This is a genomic window from Amycolatopsis mediterranei, assembly GCF_026017845.1.
Classification (GTDB): domain Bacteria; phylum Actinomycetota; class Actinomycetes; order Mycobacteriales; family Pseudonocardiaceae; genus Amycolatopsis; species Amycolatopsis mediterranei.
Map to the genome: position 1 here is coordinate 2,178,116 of NZ_CP100416.1, position 20,243 is coordinate 2,198,358.

General features: G+C 71.0%; 23 protein-coding genes. 15 read left to right on the top strand and 8 right to left on the bottom strand.

Annotated elements, in window-relative coordinates; translation table 11 throughout:
• Positions 1-41: 41 nt before the first annotated feature.
• The 6 genes from ISP_RS10375 to ISP_RS10400 all read right to left on the bottom strand — a co-directional run bounded on the left by ISP_RS10375 (position 42) and on the right by ISP_RS10400 (position 6,144).
• Positions 42-1,373, bottom strand: a complete 1,332-nt coding sequence (locus ISP_RS10375) for an FAD-dependent oxidoreductase (protein ID WP_013223835.1) — start codon at positions 1,371-1,373, stop codon at positions 42-44.
• Positions 1,366-2,028, bottom strand: a complete 663-nt coding sequence (locus ISP_RS10380) for a VC0807 family protein (protein ID WP_013223836.1) — start codon at positions 2,026-2,028, stop codon at positions 1,366-1,368. The genes ISP_RS10375 and ISP_RS10380 overlap by 8 nt, the downstream gene beginning before the upstream one ends.
• Complete coding sequence (locus tag ISP_RS10385; RefSeq protein WP_176742119.1) at positions 2,025-2,627, bottom strand: TetR/AcrR family transcriptional regulator; 603 nt, start codon at positions 2,625-2,627, stop codon at positions 2,025-2,027. The genes ISP_RS10380 and ISP_RS10385 overlap by 4 nt, the downstream gene beginning before the upstream one ends.
• A gap of 68 nt (positions 2,628-2,695) precedes the next feature.
• Complete coding sequence (locus ISP_RS10390; RefSeq protein WP_013223838.1) at positions 2,696-4,000, bottom strand: GGDEF domain-containing protein; 1,305 nt, start codon at positions 3,998-4,000, stop codon at positions 2,696-2,698.
• 780 nt (positions 4,001-4,780) lie between these two features.
• Positions 4,781-5,533, bottom strand: coding sequence for a glucose 1-dehydrogenase (locus ISP_RS10395; RefSeq protein WP_013223839.1), 753 nt, complete (start codon positions 5,531-5,533; stop codon positions 4,781-4,783).
• Positions 5,534-5,556: 23 nt separating this feature from the next.
• A complete protein-coding gene (locus ISP_RS10400; protein ID WP_013223840.1) occupies positions 5,557-6,144 on the bottom strand; it encodes a TetR/AcrR family transcriptional regulator in 588 nt (195 codons plus the stop codon).
• Positions 6,145-6,264: 120 nt separating this feature from the next.
• On the opposite strand from ISP_RS10400, the gene ISP_RS10405 reads away from it, so the two are divergent.
• Positions 6,265-6,627 (top strand): hypothetical protein, encoded by a 363-nt coding sequence (locus tag ISP_RS10405; protein ID WP_013223841.1) that lies wholly within the window; start codon positions 6,265-6,267, stop codon positions 6,625-6,627.
• 52 nt (positions 6,628-6,679) lie between these two features.
• The gene (gene ku, locus ISP_RS10410) at positions 6,680-7,561 is read left to right on the top strand and encodes a non-homologous end joining protein Ku (RefSeq protein WP_034286213.1); all 882 of its coding nucleotides are present in this window, start codon (positions 6,680-6,682) and stop codon (positions 7,559-7,561) included.
• A 278-nt stretch (positions 7,562-7,839) separates the two neighbouring features.
• Here ku and ISP_RS10415 read toward each other — a convergent pair whose 3' ends face one another.
• Complete coding sequence (locus tag ISP_RS10415; protein ID WP_013223843.1) at positions 7,840-8,319, bottom strand: MarR family winged helix-turn-helix transcriptional regulator; 480 nt, start codon at positions 8,317-8,319, stop codon at positions 7,840-7,842.
• A 9-nt stretch (positions 8,320-8,328) separates the two neighbouring features.
• Positions 8,329-10,107 (bottom strand): ABC transporter ATP-binding protein, encoded by a 1,779-nt coding sequence (locus tag ISP_RS10420; RefSeq protein WP_013223844.1) that lies wholly within the window; start codon positions 10,105-10,107, stop codon positions 8,329-8,331.
• A 195-nt stretch (positions 10,108-10,302) separates the two neighbouring features.
• On the opposite strand from ISP_RS10420, the gene ffh reads away from it, so the two are divergent.
• The 13 genes from ffh to ISP_RS10485 all read left to right on the top strand — a co-directional run bounded on the left by ffh (position 10,303) and on the right by ISP_RS10485 (position 20,196).
• Positions 10,303-11,841, top strand: coding sequence for a signal recognition particle protein (gene ffh / locus ISP_RS10425; RefSeq protein ID WP_013223845.1), 1,539 nt, complete (start codon positions 10,303-10,305; stop codon positions 11,839-11,841).
• Between the two features lie 8 nt (positions 11,842-11,849).
• Entirely contained in the window at positions 11,850-12,926 is a 1,077-nt protein-coding gene (locus tag ISP_RS10430) for an amidohydrolase family protein (RefSeq protein ID WP_013223846.1), read from the top strand.
• Positions 12,927-12,972: 46 nt separating this feature from the next.
• Positions 12,973-13,698, top strand: coding sequence for a CPBP family intramembrane glutamic endopeptidase (locus ISP_RS10435; protein ID WP_013223847.1), 726 nt, complete (start codon positions 12,973-12,975; stop codon positions 13,696-13,698).
• Between the two features lie 101 nt (positions 13,699-13,799).
• Positions 13,800-14,603, top strand: a complete 804-nt coding sequence (locus ISP_RS10440; protein ID WP_013223848.1) for a CPBP family intramembrane glutamic endopeptidase — start codon at positions 13,800-13,802, stop codon at positions 14,601-14,603.
• 171 nt (positions 14,604-14,774) lie between these two features.
• A complete protein-coding gene (gene rpsP / locus ISP_RS10445) occupies positions 14,775-15,218 on the top strand; it encodes a 30S ribosomal protein S16 (protein WP_013223849.1) in 444 nt (147 codons plus the stop codon).
• A complete protein-coding gene (locus ISP_RS10450; RefSeq protein ID WP_003103110.1) occupies positions 15,215-15,454 on the top strand; it encodes an RNA-binding protein in 240 nt (79 codons plus the stop codon). The genes rpsP and ISP_RS10450 overlap by 4 nt, the downstream gene beginning before the upstream one ends.
• Positions 15,455-15,475: 21 nt before the next feature.
• A complete protein-coding gene (gene rimM / locus ISP_RS10455; protein ID WP_013223850.1) occupies positions 15,476-15,988 on the top strand; it encodes a ribosome maturation factor RimM in 513 nt (170 codons plus the stop codon).
• Entirely contained in the window at positions 15,985-16,689 is a 705-nt protein-coding gene (locus ISP_RS10460; protein ID WP_013223851.1) for a hypothetical protein, read from the top strand. Before rimM ends, ISP_RS10460 begins: the two co-directional genes overlap by 4 nt.
• A gap of 4 nt (positions 16,690-16,693) precedes the next feature.
• Complete coding sequence (trmD, locus tag ISP_RS10465) at positions 16,694-17,455, top strand: tRNA (guanosine(37)-N1)-methyltransferase TrmD (RefSeq protein ID WP_013223852.1); 762 nt, start codon at positions 16,694-16,696, stop codon at positions 17,453-17,455.
• A 152-nt stretch (positions 17,456-17,607) separates the two neighbouring features.
• The gene (gene rplS / locus ISP_RS10470; protein WP_013223853.1) at positions 17,608-17,976 is read left to right on the top strand and encodes a 50S ribosomal protein L19; all 369 of its coding nucleotides are present in this window, start codon (positions 17,608-17,610) and stop codon (positions 17,974-17,976) included.
• 31 nt (positions 17,977-18,007) lie between these two features.
• Positions 18,008-18,943 (top strand): signal peptidase I, encoded by a 936-nt coding sequence (lepB, locus tag ISP_RS10475; RefSeq protein ID WP_013223854.1) that lies wholly within the window; start codon positions 18,008-18,010, stop codon positions 18,941-18,943.
• Between the two features lie 90 nt (positions 18,944-19,033).
• Complete coding sequence (locus tag ISP_RS10480; protein WP_013223855.1) at positions 19,034-19,876, top strand: ribonuclease HII; 843 nt, start codon at positions 19,034-19,036, stop codon at positions 19,874-19,876.
• Positions 19,873-20,196 carry a DUF2469 domain-containing protein gene (locus ISP_RS10485; protein ID WP_003096226.1) on the top strand — a complete coding sequence of 108 codons (324 nt, stop codon included), beginning with the start codon at positions 19,873-19,875 and terminating at the stop codon, positions 20,194-20,196. Before ISP_RS10480 ends, ISP_RS10485 begins: the two co-directional genes overlap by 4 nt.
• Positions 20,197-20,243: the final 47 nt, after the last annotated feature.

Sequence of the window (20,243 nt, forward strand, 5' to 3'; positions counted from 1 at the left end):
GTGCGTTGACCGCTCCGAAAACCACATTGGGGCGCACGACACTAGGCGGGTGTGCCGAGCCAGCGGCGGAGTGCCTCGTCGAGCCCCGGTCCGCCGTCCCACGCGACGTACCCGTCGGGCCGGACGAGCCGAGGTGCCGCCCCCTCGCGGCCCTCGACCCGCCCGGCCCACCCCGCCGGCACGGTCGCGCCGACCAGGACCGCGCGGCCGTCCTGGCTGGCCGGGACATCGGTCGCGCGGCCGGTGATCCCCGGGTACGTCACCCCGATGCCCGACAGCTCCGCGGCGACCGCCCGGCGTGCTTCGGGCACGGCCAGCAGCTCCGTGACCACCGCCCGGACCGCGACCGCGTCCGGGTCGGGGACGCCGAGGACCGCCTGCGCCCTTGTGCTGACCAGCACACGCGCCGCGATCGGGTGGCGCTCGTCGTGGTAGCTGTCGAGCAGCCCGTCCGGTGCCGTGCCGTGGACCGTCGCGGCCAGCTTCCAGCCCAGGTTCACCGCGTCCTGCAGGCCCAGGTTGAGGCCCTGGCCACCGACCGGGAGGTGGATGTGCGCGGCGTCGCCGGCGAACAGCACCCGGCCGTGGCGGTAGCGCTCCAGCTGCCGGGACGCGTCGCCGAACCGCGACGCCCACAGCACGTCGCCCACCAGGATCTCCGGTCCGTGCGCGGCGGTCAGCGCCCGCTGCACTTCGCCGGCGGTGACCGGTTCGTCGCGCTCGAGCCGTTGCTGCTCTTCGCCGAAGACGACCGTGCGATAGCGCCCTTCGGACAGCGGCAGCAGGTACCCCGACCCCGAGGACGGCAGCTGCCAGTCCTCCGCGAGTCCGGCGGGCTTGACGGCGAGGGTGATGTCCGCGACGACCAGCGAGCTCCGCGCCGGACTGCCGGGGAAGTCCGCACCCAGCAGCGTCCGGACCGTGCTGTGCCCGCCGTCGGCGGCGACCAGCCAGCCGGCCCGGTGCTCGCGCCCGCCGGCGGTGACCGTCACGCCCTCGTCGTCCTGCGCCACGGCGGTGACGGCCGCGTCGCGCAGCACCGGGGTGCGCAGCCGCGCCTCGATCGCCGCCGCGACGTGGGCCTGTTCCACGCCGAGCTGGTACGGGAAGGACGTGGGCAGGTCGGTGTAGTCGATCGGGACGCCGGAGAAGTGCCCGGCGGGCAGCTTCGCCCGCACGTGCGGCTCGATCGCGGCGAGCAGCCCGCGGTCGGCCAGCACCTCGACGGACCGGGGCTGCAGGCCGAGGGCCTTCGACTGCGTGGTGGGCTCGGCGTCCCGCTCGAGAACCAGGACGTCGGCCCCGGCGCGTTCCAGCTCGAACGCGGTCAGCAGGCCGGTCGGGCCGGCGCCCGCGACCAGGACGTCAGGCATCGAGGTTCTCCTTGCGGAGGTACCAGACGTGCCAGGCGATCAGCAGGGCCAGCGCGCCGAACCACGCCACGTTGGTGACCAGCGCGATGAGGTCGATCGGCAGCGTGTAGACGAGCACGATGTGCACCACCGCGCTGCCCAGCAGCACCGCGCCCCAGGCAGCCGTGTTGATCCGCAGGCCGCGCCGGAACCGGGCATCGGTGTCCCAGCGGCCCGCCCACGCGTCGGCTCCTTCGGCGCCGCGCTTGATCTCGGCGATCGTGCGGCCGAGCGTCAGCTGCGCCGGGCGGCCGACGAAGACCGTCACCAGCATCCACGCGCCGAACAGGCCGCCCAGCGCCGCTGTCCAGCCTTCGCGGATGACCAGCGTGCGCGGGTCGTCCGACAGCAGGCCGAGCACGACCGAGAGCACCAGGACGCTGAGCGTGACCAGGGCGACGAGGTCGATCTTGCGGTTGCGGGCGACGGTCCACACCACGTACGGCGCGGCGACCAGGACACCGGCCATCAGCGCCCACCACTGGCTCACCCCCGCGGCGCGCAGGCCGTAGAACAGCGCCATCGGGACGATCACTTCGAACACGACGTTCCGCACGTTGGCGCGCACGACCCGGCGCAGGCCGGCGTCGGGTTCGGTCTTCTGCTCGATCATCATTCGGATTCCCCCGTGGATTCGGGTGCGGTGGCCCGCACGTACAGGTCGGCGAGCTCGCGGCCGATGCGCGCGAGCTCGGCGGGTTCGGGCACGTCCGCCGCCGCGGTGGCGACGACGGCGTCGAGCCCGGAGGTGAAGGACAGCGCCGCGGTCCGGGCGTCGAAGGTGCCGAAGGCGCCGGCCGCCTGCCCGGTGCGGAAGTGCTCTTCGAACAGGGCGAGCCGCCCGTTGACGGCGTCGCTGCGCGAGCCGGCGTTCTTAATGAGGTCGATCAGCGCCCGGACCTCGGCGGGGTGCTCGCCGACGAGGTCGACGTTCGCCTCGACGTAGGCGCGCAGCTGGGCGACGTGCCCGACCGCGGCGTCGATGCGCGGCTGCATGAACGCCCCGGTGATCTCTTCGATCTCGGTGACGCAGGCGGCGAGCAGGTCGTCCTTGCCGGCGAAGTGGTAGCTGATCATCCCCGTGCTCGACAGGCCCGCGTGCTTCGCGATCCGGCTGAACGACGCCTTGAGGTACCCGGCTTCGGCGATCACGGCGATCGCCGCCCGCACGATCTGCGCGCGCCTGCCGGACTCGGTGAACGTTCTTGCTCGCATGAGCAAAATTTAGCTCAGTCGAGCAAATCTGACAAGTCGCCTGGTCAGCGACGGTTTCTCCGGTGGGATCAGGCGGGCGCCGTGCCTTCGACGACCTGGTTGCGACCCGCGTCCTTGGCCCGGTACAGGGCCTTGTCGGCCGCCTGCAGCAGCCGGTCGACGGCCGTGCCGCCGTCCGGGTAGGTCGCGACGCCGATGGAGGCGGACAGGCCGCCGATCGCGCGGATGCGGCTGCCGTCCTCGTACTCGACCCGCAGGGACTCGATCGCCGAGCGGATGCGCTCGGCCACCGCCAGCACGGCCGCCGGTCCGATGTCGGGCAGCAGGACGACGAACTCCTCGCCGCCGAAGCGGCCGACCGAGTCGTAGTCGCGCACGGCGCTCTTGATCGTCGCCGCGACCGCGCGCAGCACGGTGTCGCCCGCGAGGTGCCCGTGCTCGTCGTTGATCAGCTTGAAGTAGTCCAGGTCGATCATCAGCACGCCGAACGTGCTGCGCGTGCTGCGCTGGGCCCGGGCCAATTCGCGCGAAGCGAGCAGGTGCCACCCGGTCGTGTTGAACAGGCCGGTCTTCTCGTCGGTCGTCGCGGCGATCTCCAGCTGCTTGATGAGCACCGCCCGGTGCAGCACCAGCAGCGGCGGCACGATCGCGACGGCGAGCGCGGGCAGCGTCGCCAGCGTCAACGCCGTGAGCAGGCCCAGGCAGAGCGTCGCGACCTCGAGGAGGTTGTCGCCGAGGCCGCCGAAGAACGCCTTGACGGTGCGTTTGGTGATCGTCAGTGCCGGGACGATGGTGATCGCCGAGACCAGGAAGTACGTCACCGCGGCCAGCGTGATGGCCGTGACGCCGCGCCAGCCCGCGGTCAGCGCGGTGTACATGTCCGGGACGCCGAGGCGGTCCAGGACGAGTTCGGCGGAGTAGCAGGTGATGACGACCAGCGTCGCGTTCAGCGTCATCCGGAACGGCGGCACGCGCTTCATCCGCGCGAGGCTGCGCGTGGCGAGGTGCAGGTAGAGGACGGCGATCAACGCGGTGACGAGCGCGGGCGGCAGGAGCAGCACGCCGGCGAACGTCCAGACCGACGTCAGGTTGATGTGCGGGGTGTCGGACACCAGCCGCCGGACGCGTTCGATCTTCCGGCCCAGCTCGGCCTGCAGAACGCCGAGGCTCGCGAGGACGGCGAAGACGGCCAGGTCCCATCCGCGCGCGGGCATGGTGACGGCGGCAGGCACGGTGACGGCGAGCGCCACGGACTCGACGAGGAAGCAGTAGAAGATCAGCGACCCGCGTTGCTGCCAGAGGATCCAGTGAGCAGGGTTCAGCGCCCCACGGATCCGTCCCGTGCGGGGTTGGGCCGGACGGGCGCCGTCCATACTCAAGGCGGTGCAACTCCCCTGGGTGATCCGACGATCCGCATCCACCCCACCACACCGGGCGCCCGCGATCGATGATTGCCACACGTTCGGACCAGTGAAGGGAGGACGCCGTCATGCGCAACCGCGAGTCCTGAGCCTCCCCGTCCCGAAGTCCGCGCGTACCGCCGGAGGGAGGCTGTCGTGCGCAATCGCGAGTCCTGAGCCGCTGTGACCTCTGTTTGTCGTGTCGAGAGGAGGGCTGTCGTGCGTAATCGCGAGTCGTGAGCTGTCGTGTCCCTTGTTCGCCTGTGTCCGGAAGGAGGGCTGTCGTGCGCAACCGCGAGTCCTGAGTGGCGGTGTCCCTTGTTTGCCCGTGCCGAGAGGAGAGCTGTCATGCGCAACCGCGAGTCGTGAGCCCGTGCTGTCCGCCACCCCCGTGTCGAGAGGAGGGCGTCGTGCGTAACCGCGAGTCCTGAGCCGTCGTGACCCTGTTCGCCCGTGTCCGGAAGGAGGGCTGTCGTGCGCAATCGCGAGTCCTGAGCCGTCGTGTCCCGATGTTCGCCCGCGCCCGGAGGGAGAGCTGCTGTGCGCAACCGCGAGTCCTGAACCGATGCCCACCCAGCCGACCGCGTGCCGGAAGGAGAAGTGCCGTGCGCAACCGCGAGTCCTGAGCCCAGCCGTGTACCCAGTCCGTTCCCGCCCGAGAGAGGAATCGTCACCATGCGCAACCGTGAGTCGTGAATTCCCGCCGGGGGAGGAGCCGGCCAACCCCCCATCCGCGGGCCCGGGTGGGACCGCTCAGGCGGTCGCGCCGCCGTCGACCACCAGGTCGTGCCCCACGGTGAACGCGGCTTCGTCCGAAGCCAGCCACAACACCGCGGCAGCCACTTCGGCGGTGGCACCCACCCGGCCCAGCGGAATCGCGTTCTTCAGCCGCTCGGCGCGGCCGGCGTCCGTCTCGCCGGGGCGCCGGGACATGTCCGTGTCGGTCGCGCCCGGGCTGACGGCGTTGATGCGGATGCCGTCGGCGATGTGGTCGCGCGCCGCCGTCCGGGTCAGCACGCTCACCGCGGCCTTCGAGGCCGCGTAGGCCGCCATGTTCGGCAGCCTGCCGTGCGCGCCGATGTTCGACGCCATGTTGACGATCGCGCCGCCGCCGTGTGCCCGCATGTGCGCGACCTCGTGCTTCAGGCACAGCCACGTCCCGGTGACGTTCGTGCCCATCACCGCGCCGAAGTCGTCCTCGCCGAGGTCCGCGGCCGCCGCCGGCGATCCGAGGATGCCCGCGTTGTTGAACGCGACGTCCAGCCGGCCGTGCCGCGCGACGACCGTCGCCACCATCCGCGCCACGTCCGCGGAGTCGGTCACGTCGACGGTCACCGCGCTCGCGCCGCCGCCGATCTCCGCCACCGCGGACGCCAGCCGCCGCTCGTCGCGCCCGGCGACGACCACCGTCGCGCCTTCGTCCGCGAAGGCCCGGGCCGTCGCCCGTCCGATGCCCGAGCCGCCGCCCGTCACCAGGACGACCTTGCCCGCGAAACGTGCCCCCATCGTGTGCCTTCTTTCTGGTCCAATCATTCTTGAATGAGCAGGCGCATGGCCTGAGAGACGGCCGCGTTCACCCGGCTCGCGGCATCGGTGCCCTTGCCCAGGACGCGCAGCCCTTGAAGCACCGTGAGCAGGAAGCGCGCCAGCGTCGCCGGGTCGCTTCCGGCGGGGAGTTCGTCTTGGGCCTTCGCGCGCTCCAGTGCCATGGTGAGCGCGACTTCTAGGGTGTCCCAGCTGCGTTCCACCAGCCGCGCGACTTCGGGGTCGTGGGGGAGCAGTTCGATCGCCGCGTTGACGACGAAGCAGCCCATTCTCGTTTCGTCGCCGAGAATTTCGGCCGTGTAGCTGTCGAACAGCCGGCGCACCGCGGCCACTCCGGAACCCGGCTCCGACAACTGGGCCATGACCCGCGCGTCGGTGCGTTCCGCATAGCGCTTCAACGCCGTGACGTAGAGGTCGTGCTTCGTGCCGAAGGTGGCGTACAGGCTGGCTTTGGCGACGCCGAGGTGCGTGACGAGATCGCTGACGGACGTCGCCTCGTACCCCTGGCGCCGGAAGAGCGTGAGTGCGCCGTCGCAGGCTTCGCCGACGTCGAACTCCTTGACCCGGGACATGATCGAACCCTAACCGGATCGAGAACGCTCGGTCAAATATGCGACTGGCGGTGTGTCGCGTCCGGTGACGCCGCGTGCGGTGGCACTATGGCTGCTTCGACCGGCCCGAGGGGGTGAGCGATGCAGGATCGGCTGACGCTGCCGCCGACCGTCGTCGCCACTCATCTGCGCTCGTGCGCCGAGGAACTCGCCGCCGGCCTGCGCTGCGGTGGCCCGGGCGCCACGACGGCCGAGCTCACCGACGTCGTCGCCCAGCTGGTCGCCGGCCAGGAAGCCATCTCCCACGCACTCGCCGGCCTGGCTGCCCGGGTCGAAGGCGGTTCGGCCGCCCTCGCCGCGGCGCCGCCGCTGGACGTCGAAGTGGTCACCGAGGTGCTCCGCGCGGCCGCCATCGCCTCCCGGTGCTCGGCGGAGGCGCTCGACGAGGTCACGCCGTCGTTCGAATGTGTGAGCGAATCCGTCTCGCCTGACACCCGTTTGTAGCTGTCGATCCGCCGGGGCCGCTGTCTAGCCTGGAGCTGCGGAGGTGGCACGGATGCGCGCAGTGTGGACAGGCACGATCGGGTTCGGCAGTTACGCCATCCCGGTGAAGGCGTACAGCGCCACCGAGGAGCGGGAAATCCCGCTGCACCAGGTGCACGAAACCGACGGCGGCCGCGTCCGCGTCAAGCGCGTGTGCGAGGTCGACGGCGCCGAGGTGCCGCCCGAGGAGATGATCCGCGGCTACCCGGTCCCCGGTGGCGACGTCGTCCTGCTGTCCGACCACGAGCTCGCGTCCCTCCCGATGCCGGGCCGCACGATCGCCATCCGCGGGTTCGCGCCGGTGCCCGACGTCGATCCGCTGTGGTTCGCGAAGAGCTACTACCTCGAACCCGAACCGGCGGGCACGAAGCCGTACGTGCTGTTCAGCGAGGCGCTGCAGCAGTCGGGCCGGCTCGCGCTGGTCACCGTCGCGCTGCGCCGCCGCGAGACGCTCGGGGCGCTGCGCGTGCGCGATCAGGTGATCGTGCTGGAGACGATGCGGTGGCCGGACGAGGTGCGCACCCCCGACTTCCCGTTCCAGCACGCCGACGTCGACATCCGCCCCGGTGAGCTGCGGCGGGCGGTGAACCTGGTCGAGGAGCTGACCGGCGAGTTCGACCCCGGCCGGTACCCCGACCGTTACCGCGAGGCCTTCCAGGCGTTGGTCCAGGCGAAGATCGATGGCGCCGAGGTCGTCCAGCCGACGGCCGCCGAACAGGCCGAGGGCGTCACCCGCCTGCTGGCCGCGTTGCAGGAGAGCGCCGCCGAAGCGGAGGACGAGCGCAACGCGGCCGTCACGAAGGCCAAGGCGGCGGCCTCGAGGGCCGCGAAGGCGCGTACGACGGCGAAGCGAGCCGCGACGCGCAGCCGTGGACGCACGAAGGCGTCCGGCTGAGTATTACTACCCACGGGTAATTGAGGGTTCTCACACTGAACCCGCCGCCCCTGGCGCGGCAGACTTCCTTCTGTCAGCGGATACCGGATCGCTGGCGAGGGGGGAAGTCCGGACGGCCCCTGGGGAGGTGAGCCGTCCAGGCGCCAGGGTTCCGGGGCGGGCCGGAGGAGGAGCAGCCCGTTCCGGAACCCGTCCCGCACCGCGGGGAGGCGGCGCGGGACACCAAGGGGGTGTCCGAAGGCTGCCGTGGAGGGATCGAGGGGTCTCCACGGCAGCTTTCAGGCGTCCGCGACCCTGATGAGCAGGTCGGCGGCCAGCCGGAGCAGCTGACGCTCGGTCGGCGACAGCGTCGATTCGAGCGCCGTGGCCAGCCAGCGTTCGCGTTGGGCGCTGTACCGGCGGAGGACGGCCAGGCCTTCGTCGGTGATGCTGACCCGCGACCGGCGTCCGTCGTCGGGATCCGGGTTCCGCTCGATGTGGCCGCGGAGGTCGAGCGACGCCAAGATGCGGGTGAGCGACTGCGGCTGCAGCCGTTCCGCTTCGGCCAGCTCGGTCGGCGTCTGCGTGCCCGCCCGGTAGAGCCGGCTCAGCACCGCGAGTACCGCCGGCCCGGGGATGTGCCGGTCCGCTTCCGCGCGCATCCGCCAGTTCAGCCGCCCGACGCCTTCGCGCACCCGCCGGGACAGCTCGGCGAGTTCGGCGTCCGCGGTGACCCGCGCGGCGGTCTCGTCAAGGGTCCGGGCCGGTTCGCTCTGCATGGCCCCACATTAGGTGCTCCCGTGGACAAGCCGGGCATAGCGCCCGTCGCGCGCCAGCAATTCCTCGTGCGTCCCCCTTTCGGCGATCCGGCCCTCGTGCAGCACCACGATCTGGTCCGCGTGCTCCACAGTGGACAGCCGGTGCGCGATCATCAGCGTCGTGCGGCCCGCGGCGAGCCGGTCGAGCTCGGCCTGCACCGAGCGTTCGGTGCGGTTGTCGAGCGCGCTGGTCGCCTCGTCGAGGATGAGCACGGGCGGGCTGCGCAGCATGATCCGGGCGATGGCCATCCGCTGCTTTTCCCCGCCGGAGAACCGGTAGCCCCGCTGGCCGACGACGGTGTCGTACCCCTCCGGCAGCCCGGCGAGCGTGTCGTGGATGTGCGCGGCCTTCGCCGCTTGCTCGATCTCGTCGTCCGTCGCGTCCGGCTTGGCGAAGCGCAGGTTCTCCCGCACGGTGTCGTGGAAGAGGTAGGTCTCCTGCGACACCAGCCCGACGCCGGCCGCGAGCGAAGCCAGCGTGACGTCCCGGATGTCGGTGCCGTCGATCGTCACCGAACCGCTGCTCACCTCGTACAGCCGGGCGACCAGGTAGGCGAGCGTCGTCTTGCCCGAGCCGGTCGAGCCGACCAGGGCCGTCGTGGTCCCGGCCGGCACGTCGAGGTCGATCTCCCGCAGCGTCGGCGGGCCGTCTTCGCCGTAGCGGAACGACACGCCGCGCATCGAGACGTCACCGCGGCGCACCTGGAGCTCCCGCGCCCCCGGCTTGTCCGCGATCTCCACCGGCAGGTCGAGGACCTCGAAGATGCGGCCGAACAGCGCCTTCGACGTCGCCACGTTCTGCCCGATCGTCTGCATCGCGCTCGCCGGCGCCACCAGCCGGTTGAGCATGCTGGTGAACGCCACGACGGTGCCGAGCGAAATCGGCGACGCACCGCCCGCCAGCGCCAGCCCGGCGATCCAGTAGACCAGCGCCGGGATCACGGTGAGGCTCATCGCCCTCGACGCCGTCTGCCAGCGGCCGGCCAGCGCGGCGGCCCGTTCCAGCGACGCGATCTCCCGCGACTCCGCCCCGAAGCGCTCGCGCATCGCCCGCTCGTTGCCCATCGTCTTGGCGAGCAGCACCCCGGTGACCGACAGGGACTCTTCGACCATCGTCGTCAGCCGGGCCATCCGGCGGGTCCGGCCGCGGGCCAGGTTCCGCCGCTTCTTGCCCAGCCGCAGGGTGAACAGCAGGAACAGTGGCACGACGACCAGCGAGAGCGCCGCGAGCTGCCAGTCGAGCAGGACCAGGGCGACCGTGATGGCGATCGTCGTGGTCGCGTTCTGCACCATCGACCCGGCGGTCGTGGTGATCACGTTGTCGACCCCGCCGATGTCGTTGAACACCCGCGAGAGCACTTCGCCGCTCTTCGTCCGCGTGAAGAAGCCGAGCGACATCCGCTGCAGGTGGCCGTAGACCGAGACGCGCAGCTCGTTCATGACCCGTTGCCCGATGGTGTTCGACAGCCCCGTGGTCGCGACGCCGAGGGCGCCGCTGCCGACCGCGCAGACGATCATCCCGGCCGCGAGCAGGCTGATCAGCAGGGTGTCACGGTGCGGCAGGGCGTCGTCGAGGATCTCGCGCAGCAGGAACGGCGAGACGACGCCGAGGCCGGCCTGCACGACGATCAGCGCGAACAGTGCGCCGAGGGGCCCGCGGTGCGGGCGGAACAGCGCGGCGATCCGCCGCAGCGGCACGGGTTCGTCGGCATCGGTCGCCGGTTCGGTCAGGACGGCTACAGCGGTCATGCACCTATGTTTACCAAAATCCGCCGACGATGCCACTGATTTTTGCTGCTTCACACGAAAGTGGGGCACCACGCTGCTAAACATAGGCTTACTACTGCCTGCGTACCCGCGAGGGAGAGAGCCGGAGCGACTACCCTCGACAAGGCCGGCTGAGTCCGGCGCGCCACCATCGACCCAGCTGGAGCGTGCACACCCGTGTTCGACACCCTGTCCGATCGGCTCACCGCCGCCCTGCAGACGCTCACGCGCAAGGGCAAGCTGTCCGACGCCGACATCGACGCCACCGCGCGCGAAATCCGCATCGCGCTGCTGGAGGCCGACGTCGCCCTCGGCGTGGTCAAGACCTTCATCGCGAAGATCAAGGAGCGGGCGAAGGGCGCCGAGGTCTCCCAGGCGCTCAACCCCGCGCAGCAGGTCATCAAGATCGTCAACGAGGAGCTCGTCGGGATCCTCGGCGGCGAGACGCGCCGGCTCAACCTGGCCAAGACCCCGCCGACCGTGATCATGCTCGCCGGTCTGCAAGGTGCCGGTAAGACGACGCTGGCCGGCAAGCTCGCACTGTGGCTGAAGAAGCAGGGCCACACGCCGATGCTGGTCGCCTGCGACCTCCAGCGCCCGAACGCCGTCACGCAGCTGCAGGTCGTCGGCGAGCGCGCCGGCGTCGTCACGTTCGCTCCCGAGCCGGGCAACGGCGTCGGCGACCCGGTCGACGTCGCCCGCCGCGCCATCGCCGAGGCCAAACACGCGCAGCACGACGTCGTCGTGGTCGACACCGCGGGCCGCCTGGGTGTCGACGAAGAGCTGATGAAGCAGGCCGCCGACATCCGCGACGCGGTCGAGCCGGACGAGGTCCTGTTCGTCGTCGACGCGATGATCGGCCAGGACGCCGTGACCACGGCGCAGGCGTTCCAGGACGGCGTCGGCTTCAGCGGGGTCGTGCTCACCAAGCTCGACGGCGACGCCCGCGGTGGTGCCGCGCTGAGCGTCCGCGAGGTCACCGGCCAGCCGATCCTCTTCGCCTCCAACGGCGAAAAGCTCGAGGACTTCGACACCTTCCACCCGGACCGGATGGCGTCGCGGATCCTCGGCATGGGTGACGTGCTCACCCTGATCGAGCAGGCCGAGCAGGCCTTCGACCAGAAGCAGGCCGAGAAGGCCGCCGAGAAGCTCTCCAGCGGCCAGCTCACCCTGGAGGACTTCCTCGAGCAGATGCTCGCGGTCCGCAAGATGGGCCCGATCGGCAACCTGCTTGGCATGCTCCCGGGCGCCGGCCAGATGAAGGACCAGCTGGCCCAGGTCGACGACAAGCACCTCGACAAGCTGCAGGCGATCATCCGCGGCATGACCCCGGCCGAGCGCGAAGACCCGAAGATGATCAACGGGTCGCGGCGGTTGCGCATCGCCAACGGCTCCGGCGTCACCGTCCGCGAGGTCAACGACCTGGTCAACCGGTTCTTCGAGGCCCGCAAGATGATGGCCCAGATGGCCGGCCGGTTCGGCTTCGGCGGCGGGGGCGGCAGCTCCAAGCGCAAGGGCAAGAAGGGCAAGAAGGGCGGGCGCGGCCCGACCCAGCCCAAGGTCCGCGGCGGCTTCCCCGGCGGCATGCCGATGCTGCCCCCGGGCGGGCAGATGCCGGGCGGCATGCCCGACCTCTCGCAGCTGGGCGGCATGAACGACGTCCCGGGCTTCGACCCGACGAAGTTCAAGCTGCCGAAGAACCCCAAGGACAATTGAGCCGCGCTTTGGAGAAGACACTGCACGCCGCCGGGGTGATCCTGCCCGGCGGCGAGCCGCGGGAGCTGTGGATCACCGGCGGCCGGATCTCGTTCGAGCCGGTGGAGGACGCCGAGAGCCTCGGCCGGGACGTCTTCCTGGTGCCCGGCCTGGTCGACGCGCACTGCCACCCCGGCATCGGCGTCGGCGGCCCCGTGTCGCTCGAGGAGGCGGCCGACCAGGCGATCACCGACCGGAACGCCGGGACGCTGCTCATCCGCGACTGCGGCCTCCCCATCGACGTCCGGCCGCTGCAGCGGCGGGCGGACCTGCCGGCGATCATCCGCGCCGGGCGGCACCTCGCCCTCACCAAGCGGTACCTCCCCGGCCTCGGCATCGAGCTGGACGACCCCGCCCAGCTGCCGGAGGCCGTCGCCGAGCAGGCCCGTGCCGGCGACGGCTGGGTCAAGCTCGTCGGCGACTGGATCGACCGCGGCGTGGGCGACCTGGCGCCGCTGTGGCCGGACGACGTCCTGGCCGAAGCCGTCAAGGTGGCGCACGACCTCGGCGCCCGCGTCACCGCGCACGTGTTCGGCGAAGCGGCGTTGCCGGGGCTGATCGCGGCCGGCATCGACTGCCTCGAACACGGCACCGGCCTGAGCGCCGACCAGCTGGCCGAGCTGGCGCGCCACGACGTCGCGCTGGTCCCGACGCTGATCAACATCGAGAACTTCCCGGGCATCGCCGACAAGGCGGGCAAGTACCCGGCCTACGCGGCGCACATGCGCGCGTTGCACGCCGGCGTCGGCGAGATGGTCGCTTCGGCCATCGAAGCCGGCGTACGCGTCTTCGCGGGCAGCGACGCCGGGGGCATGGTCGAGCACGGCAGGCTCGTCGACGAGATCGAGGCGCTCCACCGCGCGGGCATGACCCGCGAGCAGGCCCTCGCGAGCGCGTCCTGGGGCGCCCGCGACTGGCTCGGCCACCCCGGCCTCGACGACGGCGCGCCCGCCGACCTGCTCGTGTACCCGAGCGATCCGCGCGAGGACCTGGGCGTCCTCCGGCATCCTTCGCACATCGTGCTCGGTGGAGTCGTGTACGCCTAGACCCCCGCCGATTTCCTTGCGGGGGCGGCACTTTAGCGTGGGACGCGTGACGGACGACGACGGCGCACGGCGCGTGCTCGGGGCGCACTGGTGTTTCGTGGCGTTCTTCGCGGGCATCGCCGGCTACTACCTGGCCAACTTGATCATCGCCGCGGCGGTCAACCGCAACGTCGGCGAGTTCGACCCTCTCGAGCTGCACGACATCGGCCCGCTGCTGCTCCTGGCGTTCGTGCCCAACCTGCTGCTCGGCCTCGGCCCGGCGGCCGGCTCGTGGCGCTGGGGGGAGGGCCTGCGCACCGACTTCGGCCTCGTGCCGACCTGGCGCGACGTCCGGATCGGCCTCGCGTGCGGGGTGCTCGCGCTGGTCGTCGGCTACCTGCTCAACCTGATGCTGATCGCGGTCTACGGCGCCGACGACGTCTCCGACAGCCCGCTGACCGACCTCGCCGACACCTTCGACGGCGACACGGTGTGGCTGGTGCTCGCGGCGGTGATCGTCATCGCCGGCGCGCCGATCACCGAGGAACTGCTGGTCCGCGGCACGCTGTGGAACGCGCTGTGGTTCCACCGGGTCCCGCCGTGGGCGGTGCTGGTGCTCACCTCGCTCGTGTTCGCCCAGTTGCACGGCGAGCCGACCCGCACCATCGCGCTGTTCGGCCAGGGCATCGCGATGGGCCTGGCCCGGTACCTCTCGGGCCGGGTCAGCGCCGGGGTGATCGCGCACGCGGCCAACAACCTGCCGCCCGCGGTGCTGCTGTTCGTCGCACACTGAACGTTGCGAAGATCGATGGACAGTAGCTGGACGGATACTGTGCGATCACATCCCGGCCGCTAGGCTCGACATCTGGAGCCGAGCGACGCGGAGGGCAAGGCGTGACCACTTCCCAGCCCCGGGACCCGGCTCCCGACGCGACGCCGTTCCCCGAACCCGAGGAGGCCGCCGCGACCGCCTTCCTGCCGCCGGTGCCGCGGCACCGGTGGGGCTTCGGCGCCTTCCTGCTCGTCGAGGGCGTGCTGCTGGCGTCCGCGGCCTTCGTGTCCGTCCTCGTCGGCAACACCGGCCCCGGGCCGCTGCCGATGCGCGTCGTGCTGCTCGGCACGATGCTGCCGACGATGATCGCGGCCGGCGTCGCGGTGCTGATCACGTTCGTCCGCGGCAACGGGCCGCTGTCCGACCTGCGGCTCGAGTGGCGCTGGGCCGACGTGAAGACCGGGTTCCGGTACGGCTGCGTCGGGCTCGTCTTCACCACCCTCGCCGCCTATCTGTGGACGAGGCTGGTCGGCGACGCGAACGCGACGTCGGCGATCAGCGCGCTGGTCGAGGACCGCCGGATGTCGGTGTCGGCGGCCTTGGTGATGTTCGTCTACCTCTGGCTGCTCGGCCCGATCTGCGAGGAGATCATCTACCGCGGCCTGCTCTGGGGCGCGGCCGAACAGCTGCAGTGGCGGAGCGAGCGCTGGGGCCGCGTGGCCGCTTTCCTGCTGTCGACGGCGGTGTTCGCGGCCAGCCACCTGGAGCCCCTGCGGACGACGTTGCTGCTGGTCATCGCGGTGCCGATCGGCCTGGTACGGCTGGTCACCGGCCGCCTGCCGGGTAGCATCGTCGCGCACCAGGTCAACAACTTCCTGCCGGCGCTGACCATCCTGCTCGGGGCGCTCGGGGTGGCCTCTTTCTAGGCCTGTTTCCGGTCCCGGGAGCGCCGTCTGGCAGAATGGTGCACTGCCTGCTTCCGCCGGACCCTCTCACCGTGCGAAAGCTCCTGACCTTCGGGTGCCCGCGTCCGTGTCCCCACTCGGCCCGCGTGCGCCCAGCCCAGCACCAGAGAGATTCGAGGAGAACCCACACCCGTGGCCGTCAAGATCAAGCTGCAGCGCCTCGGCAAGATCCGTGCGCCGTACTACCGCATCATCGTTGCCGACGCGCGCACCCGCCGGGACGGCAAGGCCATCGAGACGATCGGCAAGTACCACCCGAAGGAAGAGCCGAGCCTGATCGAGGTCGTCTCCGAGCGCGCCCAGTACTGGCTGGGTGTCGGTGCGCTGCCGACCGAGCCGGTCCAGCGCCTGCTGGAGATCACCGGTGACTGGCAGAAGTTCAAGGGCCTGCCGGGCACCGAGGGCACCCTGAAGGTGGCCGAGCCGAAGCCGTCCAAGCAGGACCTGTTCAACGCGGCGCTGGCCGCGGCCGGCGAGGAGCCCTCCACCGAGGCCACCACGCCGAAGAAGAAATCCGCCCCGAAGAAGGCCGAGGCCGAGAAGGCGGAGGCCGCTGAGGGCGAGAAGTCCGAGTGAGTTTCCTCGCGGACTCCCTCGAGCACCTGGTGCGCGGGATCGTCGACAACCCGGACGAGGTCCGGGTCGAGCTGCTGACCACTCGCCGTGGCCGCACGCTCGAGGTGCACGTGCACCCCGACGACCTCGGCAAGGTGATCGGCCGGGGCGGTCGCACGGCGACCGCCCTGCGAACCGTCATGGGTGGCATCGGTGGCCGCGGCGTCCGCGTGGACGTCGTCGACACCGACCGCTGAGCCTTCACGGAAACGGTCAGGATGGACGTCGTAGTCGGCCGCATCGCGAAGGCGCACGGCATCCGCGGGGAACTCGCGGTGGACGTGCGCACGGACTCGCCCGAACAGCGGTTCAAGATCGGTGCGGCCGTCACGACGAAGCTGCGTGACGGCAGCAAGAGGGAACTCACCATCGCAGCCGCCCGCGAACACAGCGGGCGGCTGCTGGTGCGTTTCGAGGAGGTCCTCACCCGCGACGTCGCCGAGACGCTGCGGGGCGCGCTGCTCCTGGCCGACACGGCCACGCTGCCGCCGACCGAGGACCCCGACGAGTTCTACGACCACGAGCTCGCCGGTCTGCGGGCCGAGCTGACCGACGGCACGGTCGTGGGCAAGGTCGTCGAGATCGTCCACTCACCGGCGGGCGAGCTCCTCGAGCTCGACGTCGAGGGCCGCGAGGTGCTCGTGCCGTTCGTCCACGCGATCGTCCCGACCGTGGACATCGCCGGCGGCCGGGTCGTGCTCGACCCACCGGAAGGGCTCCTGGACGAATGAGGCGCCGGACGGCCGCGTTCGCGGCCTTGCTCGCCGTCGTCGTCCTCGCTCCGCCGGCTCAGGCCGCGGCTGCCGTCTACGGCGACTTTTCGCTGATGTTCCAGCGCAGCGCCGGTCAGTACGCCCCGCCGGGGGAGAAGGCCTTCCAGTGGGCGTGGTCGCCGCAGTCGGCCACCGAGTCCGAGATCTCCTGGGGCGACCCGGTCGCCTGGCCGCCGTCGTACGCGGAACATTTCATTCGATCGGGTGACTGGATCCTGCTCGACGGCTGGGGTGGCAACGGCACGTACTACACCGAGCGCGTGACGAGCGAGTCGTTCTGCCGGGGGAGCACCTGCTCCCCGATCTCCTCGGACGGCGGCCGGCAGCACTATGTGCGCTGGAACGTGCCGTCGTCGGACTACCGGCTGGTCGCGGACGGGACCGTCACGGAGCAGGGCAGCGGCCGGCCCTTCCGGTTCCGGCACGAGCAGACCTGGGGCGCGCCCGCCCCCTGCGGCTCCGCCCGGTTCGGTGCGCAGACCTGCGTCACGCAGACCGAGACCTGGTCGGACGACAAGGACCTGCCCGCCGGATCGCCGATCCGGCGCACGCTGCACCGCAGTATCAAGATCGCGAAGGGGCTCGGCATGGCCTTCGCGATCGACCAGGACGTCCCGAGCGCGTGGCACGCCGAGGCCACCGCGTACTGGAAGTGGTGACCGCGTGCGGATCGACGTCGTCACGATCTTCCCCGAGTACCTCGACCCGCTGCGCGCCGCGCTGCTGGGCCGGGCGATCGACCGCGGCCTCATCGAGGTCGGCGTGCACGACCTGCGCGACTGGACGCACGACGTGCACCGCGCGGTCGACGACGCACCCTACGGCGGCGGCCCCGGCATGGTCATGAAGCCCCAGATCTGGGGCCCGGCGCTGGACGACGTCTGCCGGCCCGAAACGCGGCTCGTCGTCCCGACGCCGGCTGGTCGGCCGTTCACCCAGGAGCTGGCGCACGCCTACGCGGCGGAGCAGCACCTGGTGTTCGCCTGCGGCCGCTACGAGGGCATCGACCAGCGGGTCGTCGACGACGCGGCCCGCCGGATGCCGGTCGACGAGGTGTCGATCGGCGACTACGTCCTGGTCGGCGGCGAGGCGGCGGTGCTGGTCATCGTCGAGGCCGTCGTCCGGCTGCTGCCCGGGGTGCTCGGCAACGCGCGTTCGGCCGCCGAGGACTCGTTCTCCGACGGCCTGCTCGAGGGGCCCAGCTACACGCGCCCGGAGGTGTGGCGGGACCTGGCCGTGCCGGACGTGCTGCGGTCGGGCAACCACGCGCTGATCGACCGCTGGCGGCGTGACCAGGCTCTCGAACGCACGGCCCGGCGCCGCCCCGATCTCCTGGCGGCGCTGCCGGAAGGTAGTCTCGACAAGCACGATCGCGGGGTCCTGGAGGGCTTGGACCCCGAGCAGGCCAAGGGGCCGGTTACTTGACCGGTGGCCCGGTCTGTAATACTTGACAGGTTGGCGTGAGTGGACCTCGTCGTCCACGAGCCCGTCAGCAGCCCCCCGGGTCGCCCGCAGCGGCACCGTTGCGCGCCCGGGATCTGTACGCAAGCCATACCGAAGACGAGGACGGACCACCGATGAACACCCTGGACGCGCTGGACAAGCAGTCGCTGCGTTCCGACATCCCGGACTTCCGCCCGGGCGACACGCTCAAGGTGCACGTCCGCGTCATCGAGGGCAACCGCGAGCGCAACCAGGTCTTCCAGGGCGTCGTGATCCGCCGTCAGGGCGGCGGCATCCGGGAGACCTTCACCGTTCGCAAGGTCTCCTTCGGCGTCGGCGTGGAGCGCACCTTCCCGGTGCACTCGCCGAACCTGGCCGAGATCGAGGTGCACAAGCGCGGTGACGTGCGGCGCGCGAAGCTGTACTACCTCCGCGACCTGCGCGGCAAGAAGGCCAAGATCAAGGAGCGGCGCGAAAACCGCGAGACCGCTTCGGCTAACTGAGTCACCACCCGGTTACCGGTAGCCTGACGACGTGGCCGAACCCGTGTCCCAGAACGCTCCCGAGGATGACCCCGATCGCTCCGAAGAGGACAAGCCCAGGCTGTCCCGTTCCGAGGAGCGCGGGGGATCCCGGCGGCGAGCCAAGCCCGCCAAGAAACGGTCGTTCTGGAAGGAACTGCCGATCCTGCTCGTGATCGCCCTGGTGCTCACGATCTTGATCCAGACATTCCTCGCGAAGGTCTTCATGATCCCTTCGGGCTCCATGGAGGCCACCCTGCACGGGTGTCCCGGGTGCACCGGCGACCGGATCCTGGTCGACCGGGTCACCTACGACTTCACCGAGCCCTCCCCGGGCGACGTGATCGTGTTCAAGGGTCCGCAGGCGTGGATCAACAACGAGATCGCCCCGCAGGAGTCGAGCAACATCGTCGTCCAGGGCCTGCGCGGTCTCGGCTCGCTGGTCGGGTTCGCCCCGCCGGACGAGCGCGACTTCGTCAAGCGGGTGATCGCGGTCGGCGGCCAGACCGTCCAGTGCTGCGACCAGCAGGGGCGCATGATCGTGGACGGCAAGTCGCTCGACGAGCCGTACATCCACTGGGAAGACCCGTCGGTCCAGGAGCAGAAGACCTTCGAGCCGGTCAAGGTGCCGGCCGGGATGGTCTGGGTGCAGGGCGACAACCGCAACAACTCCGACGACTCGCGGTTCCAGGGCGGCGGCGGCGTGAACGGTGCGGTCCCGGTGGACAACATCATCGGCAAGGCGCGGATCATCGTCCTGCCGCCGAGCCGGTGGGGCGGGATCACCGACCACAACCCGCAGGCGTCGGGGCAGCCGGTGGCACTGGGTGCGCCGGCCTGGCAGAGCGGGCTCCCGCTGGGTGCCGGGATCGCGGCGGCGTGGCCGGCGCTGTTCCTCGGGCGCAAGCTGAAGTCCGGACTGCGCCGGGCGGCCGGGCGGAAACCCTAGCCACCCGACCTTTGCCGGCAGACGGGTGATCCAGCCTTGACACTTCCCGTTCCCCTGACGGCGGCCGAGCCGATCCGGCCACCGCGAGCCGTGGTGCGCGGCGACCTCTTCTGGGGTCTGCAGGGTGCACTCGACCGCCGTGGCCTCGGCCCGGTCGCCGGCGTGGACGAAGCCGGCGCCGGGGCGTGCGCGGGGCCGCTGGTGGTCGCGGCCTGCGTGCTGAAGCAGGGCGACGCGGCGAAGCTGATCGAGCTGACGGATTCGAAGATGATGACGGCCAAGGCGCGGGACCGGGTCTACGACCTGGTCCTCGCCCGGGCGGTCGACTACTCGGTGATCGTCATCCCGACCGAAGAGGTCGACCTCTACGGCATCCGGGTGATGAACCTGGAGGGTATGCGCCGCGCCGCGGCGGCCCTGCGCGTGCAGCCGGGTTACGTCCTCACCGACGGGTTCCGCGTCCCGGGTCTGACGGCTCCGAACACGGCGGTCATCAAGGGCGACCGGTCGGTGGCCTGCATCGCGGCCGCGTCCGTGCTGGCGAAGGTGACGCGAGACCGCATCATGGCGGGCTACCACGACGACTTCCCGCACTACGGGTTCGACGTGCACAAGGGGTACAGCACATCCGACCACCTGGCGGCGCTGCGGGAGCACGGGCCCAGCGACGTCCACCGCTGGTCGTACACGAACGTGGCCACGGTGGCCGTCAAGCACGGCCTGCGCCCGGCGCGGCCGGTCCTGCTGACGTACGCGGCGCTGGAAAAAGCCATGGAGACGCCCGGCGCGGCCGGCCTGGCCGCGGTCCTCGACGAGGCATTAGAGCCACAACTCAGCCTGCCGCTGCATGCCCCGGCCGCGGGTGTGGGTCACAATGAACGCTCCGCCGGCGGAGCAGCAGCACGATCCCGAGGAGGGGCGCGGATTTCATGAGCGCAGAGGATCTCGAGAAGTACGAGACCGAGATGGAGCTCTCGCTGTACCGCGAGTACCGCGACATAGTGGGCCAGTTCTCGTACGTGGTGGAGACCGAGCGGCGGTTCTACCTGGCGAACGCGGTGGACGTCCAGGTCCGGGACGGCGGCGGCGAGGTGTACTTCGAGGTCCGCATGTCCGACGCGTGGGTCTGGGACATGTACCGCCCGGCCCGCTTCGTCAAGCACGTCCGGGTCATCACGTTCAAGGACGTCAACGTGGAGGAGCTGGACAAGCCGGACCTCCGCCTCCCCGAAGACGGGCCGTTCTCGGGTTAGTCCCGGTTCCGACCGACCTACCGGCCGCGCCGGCTCGCTGGACGAGC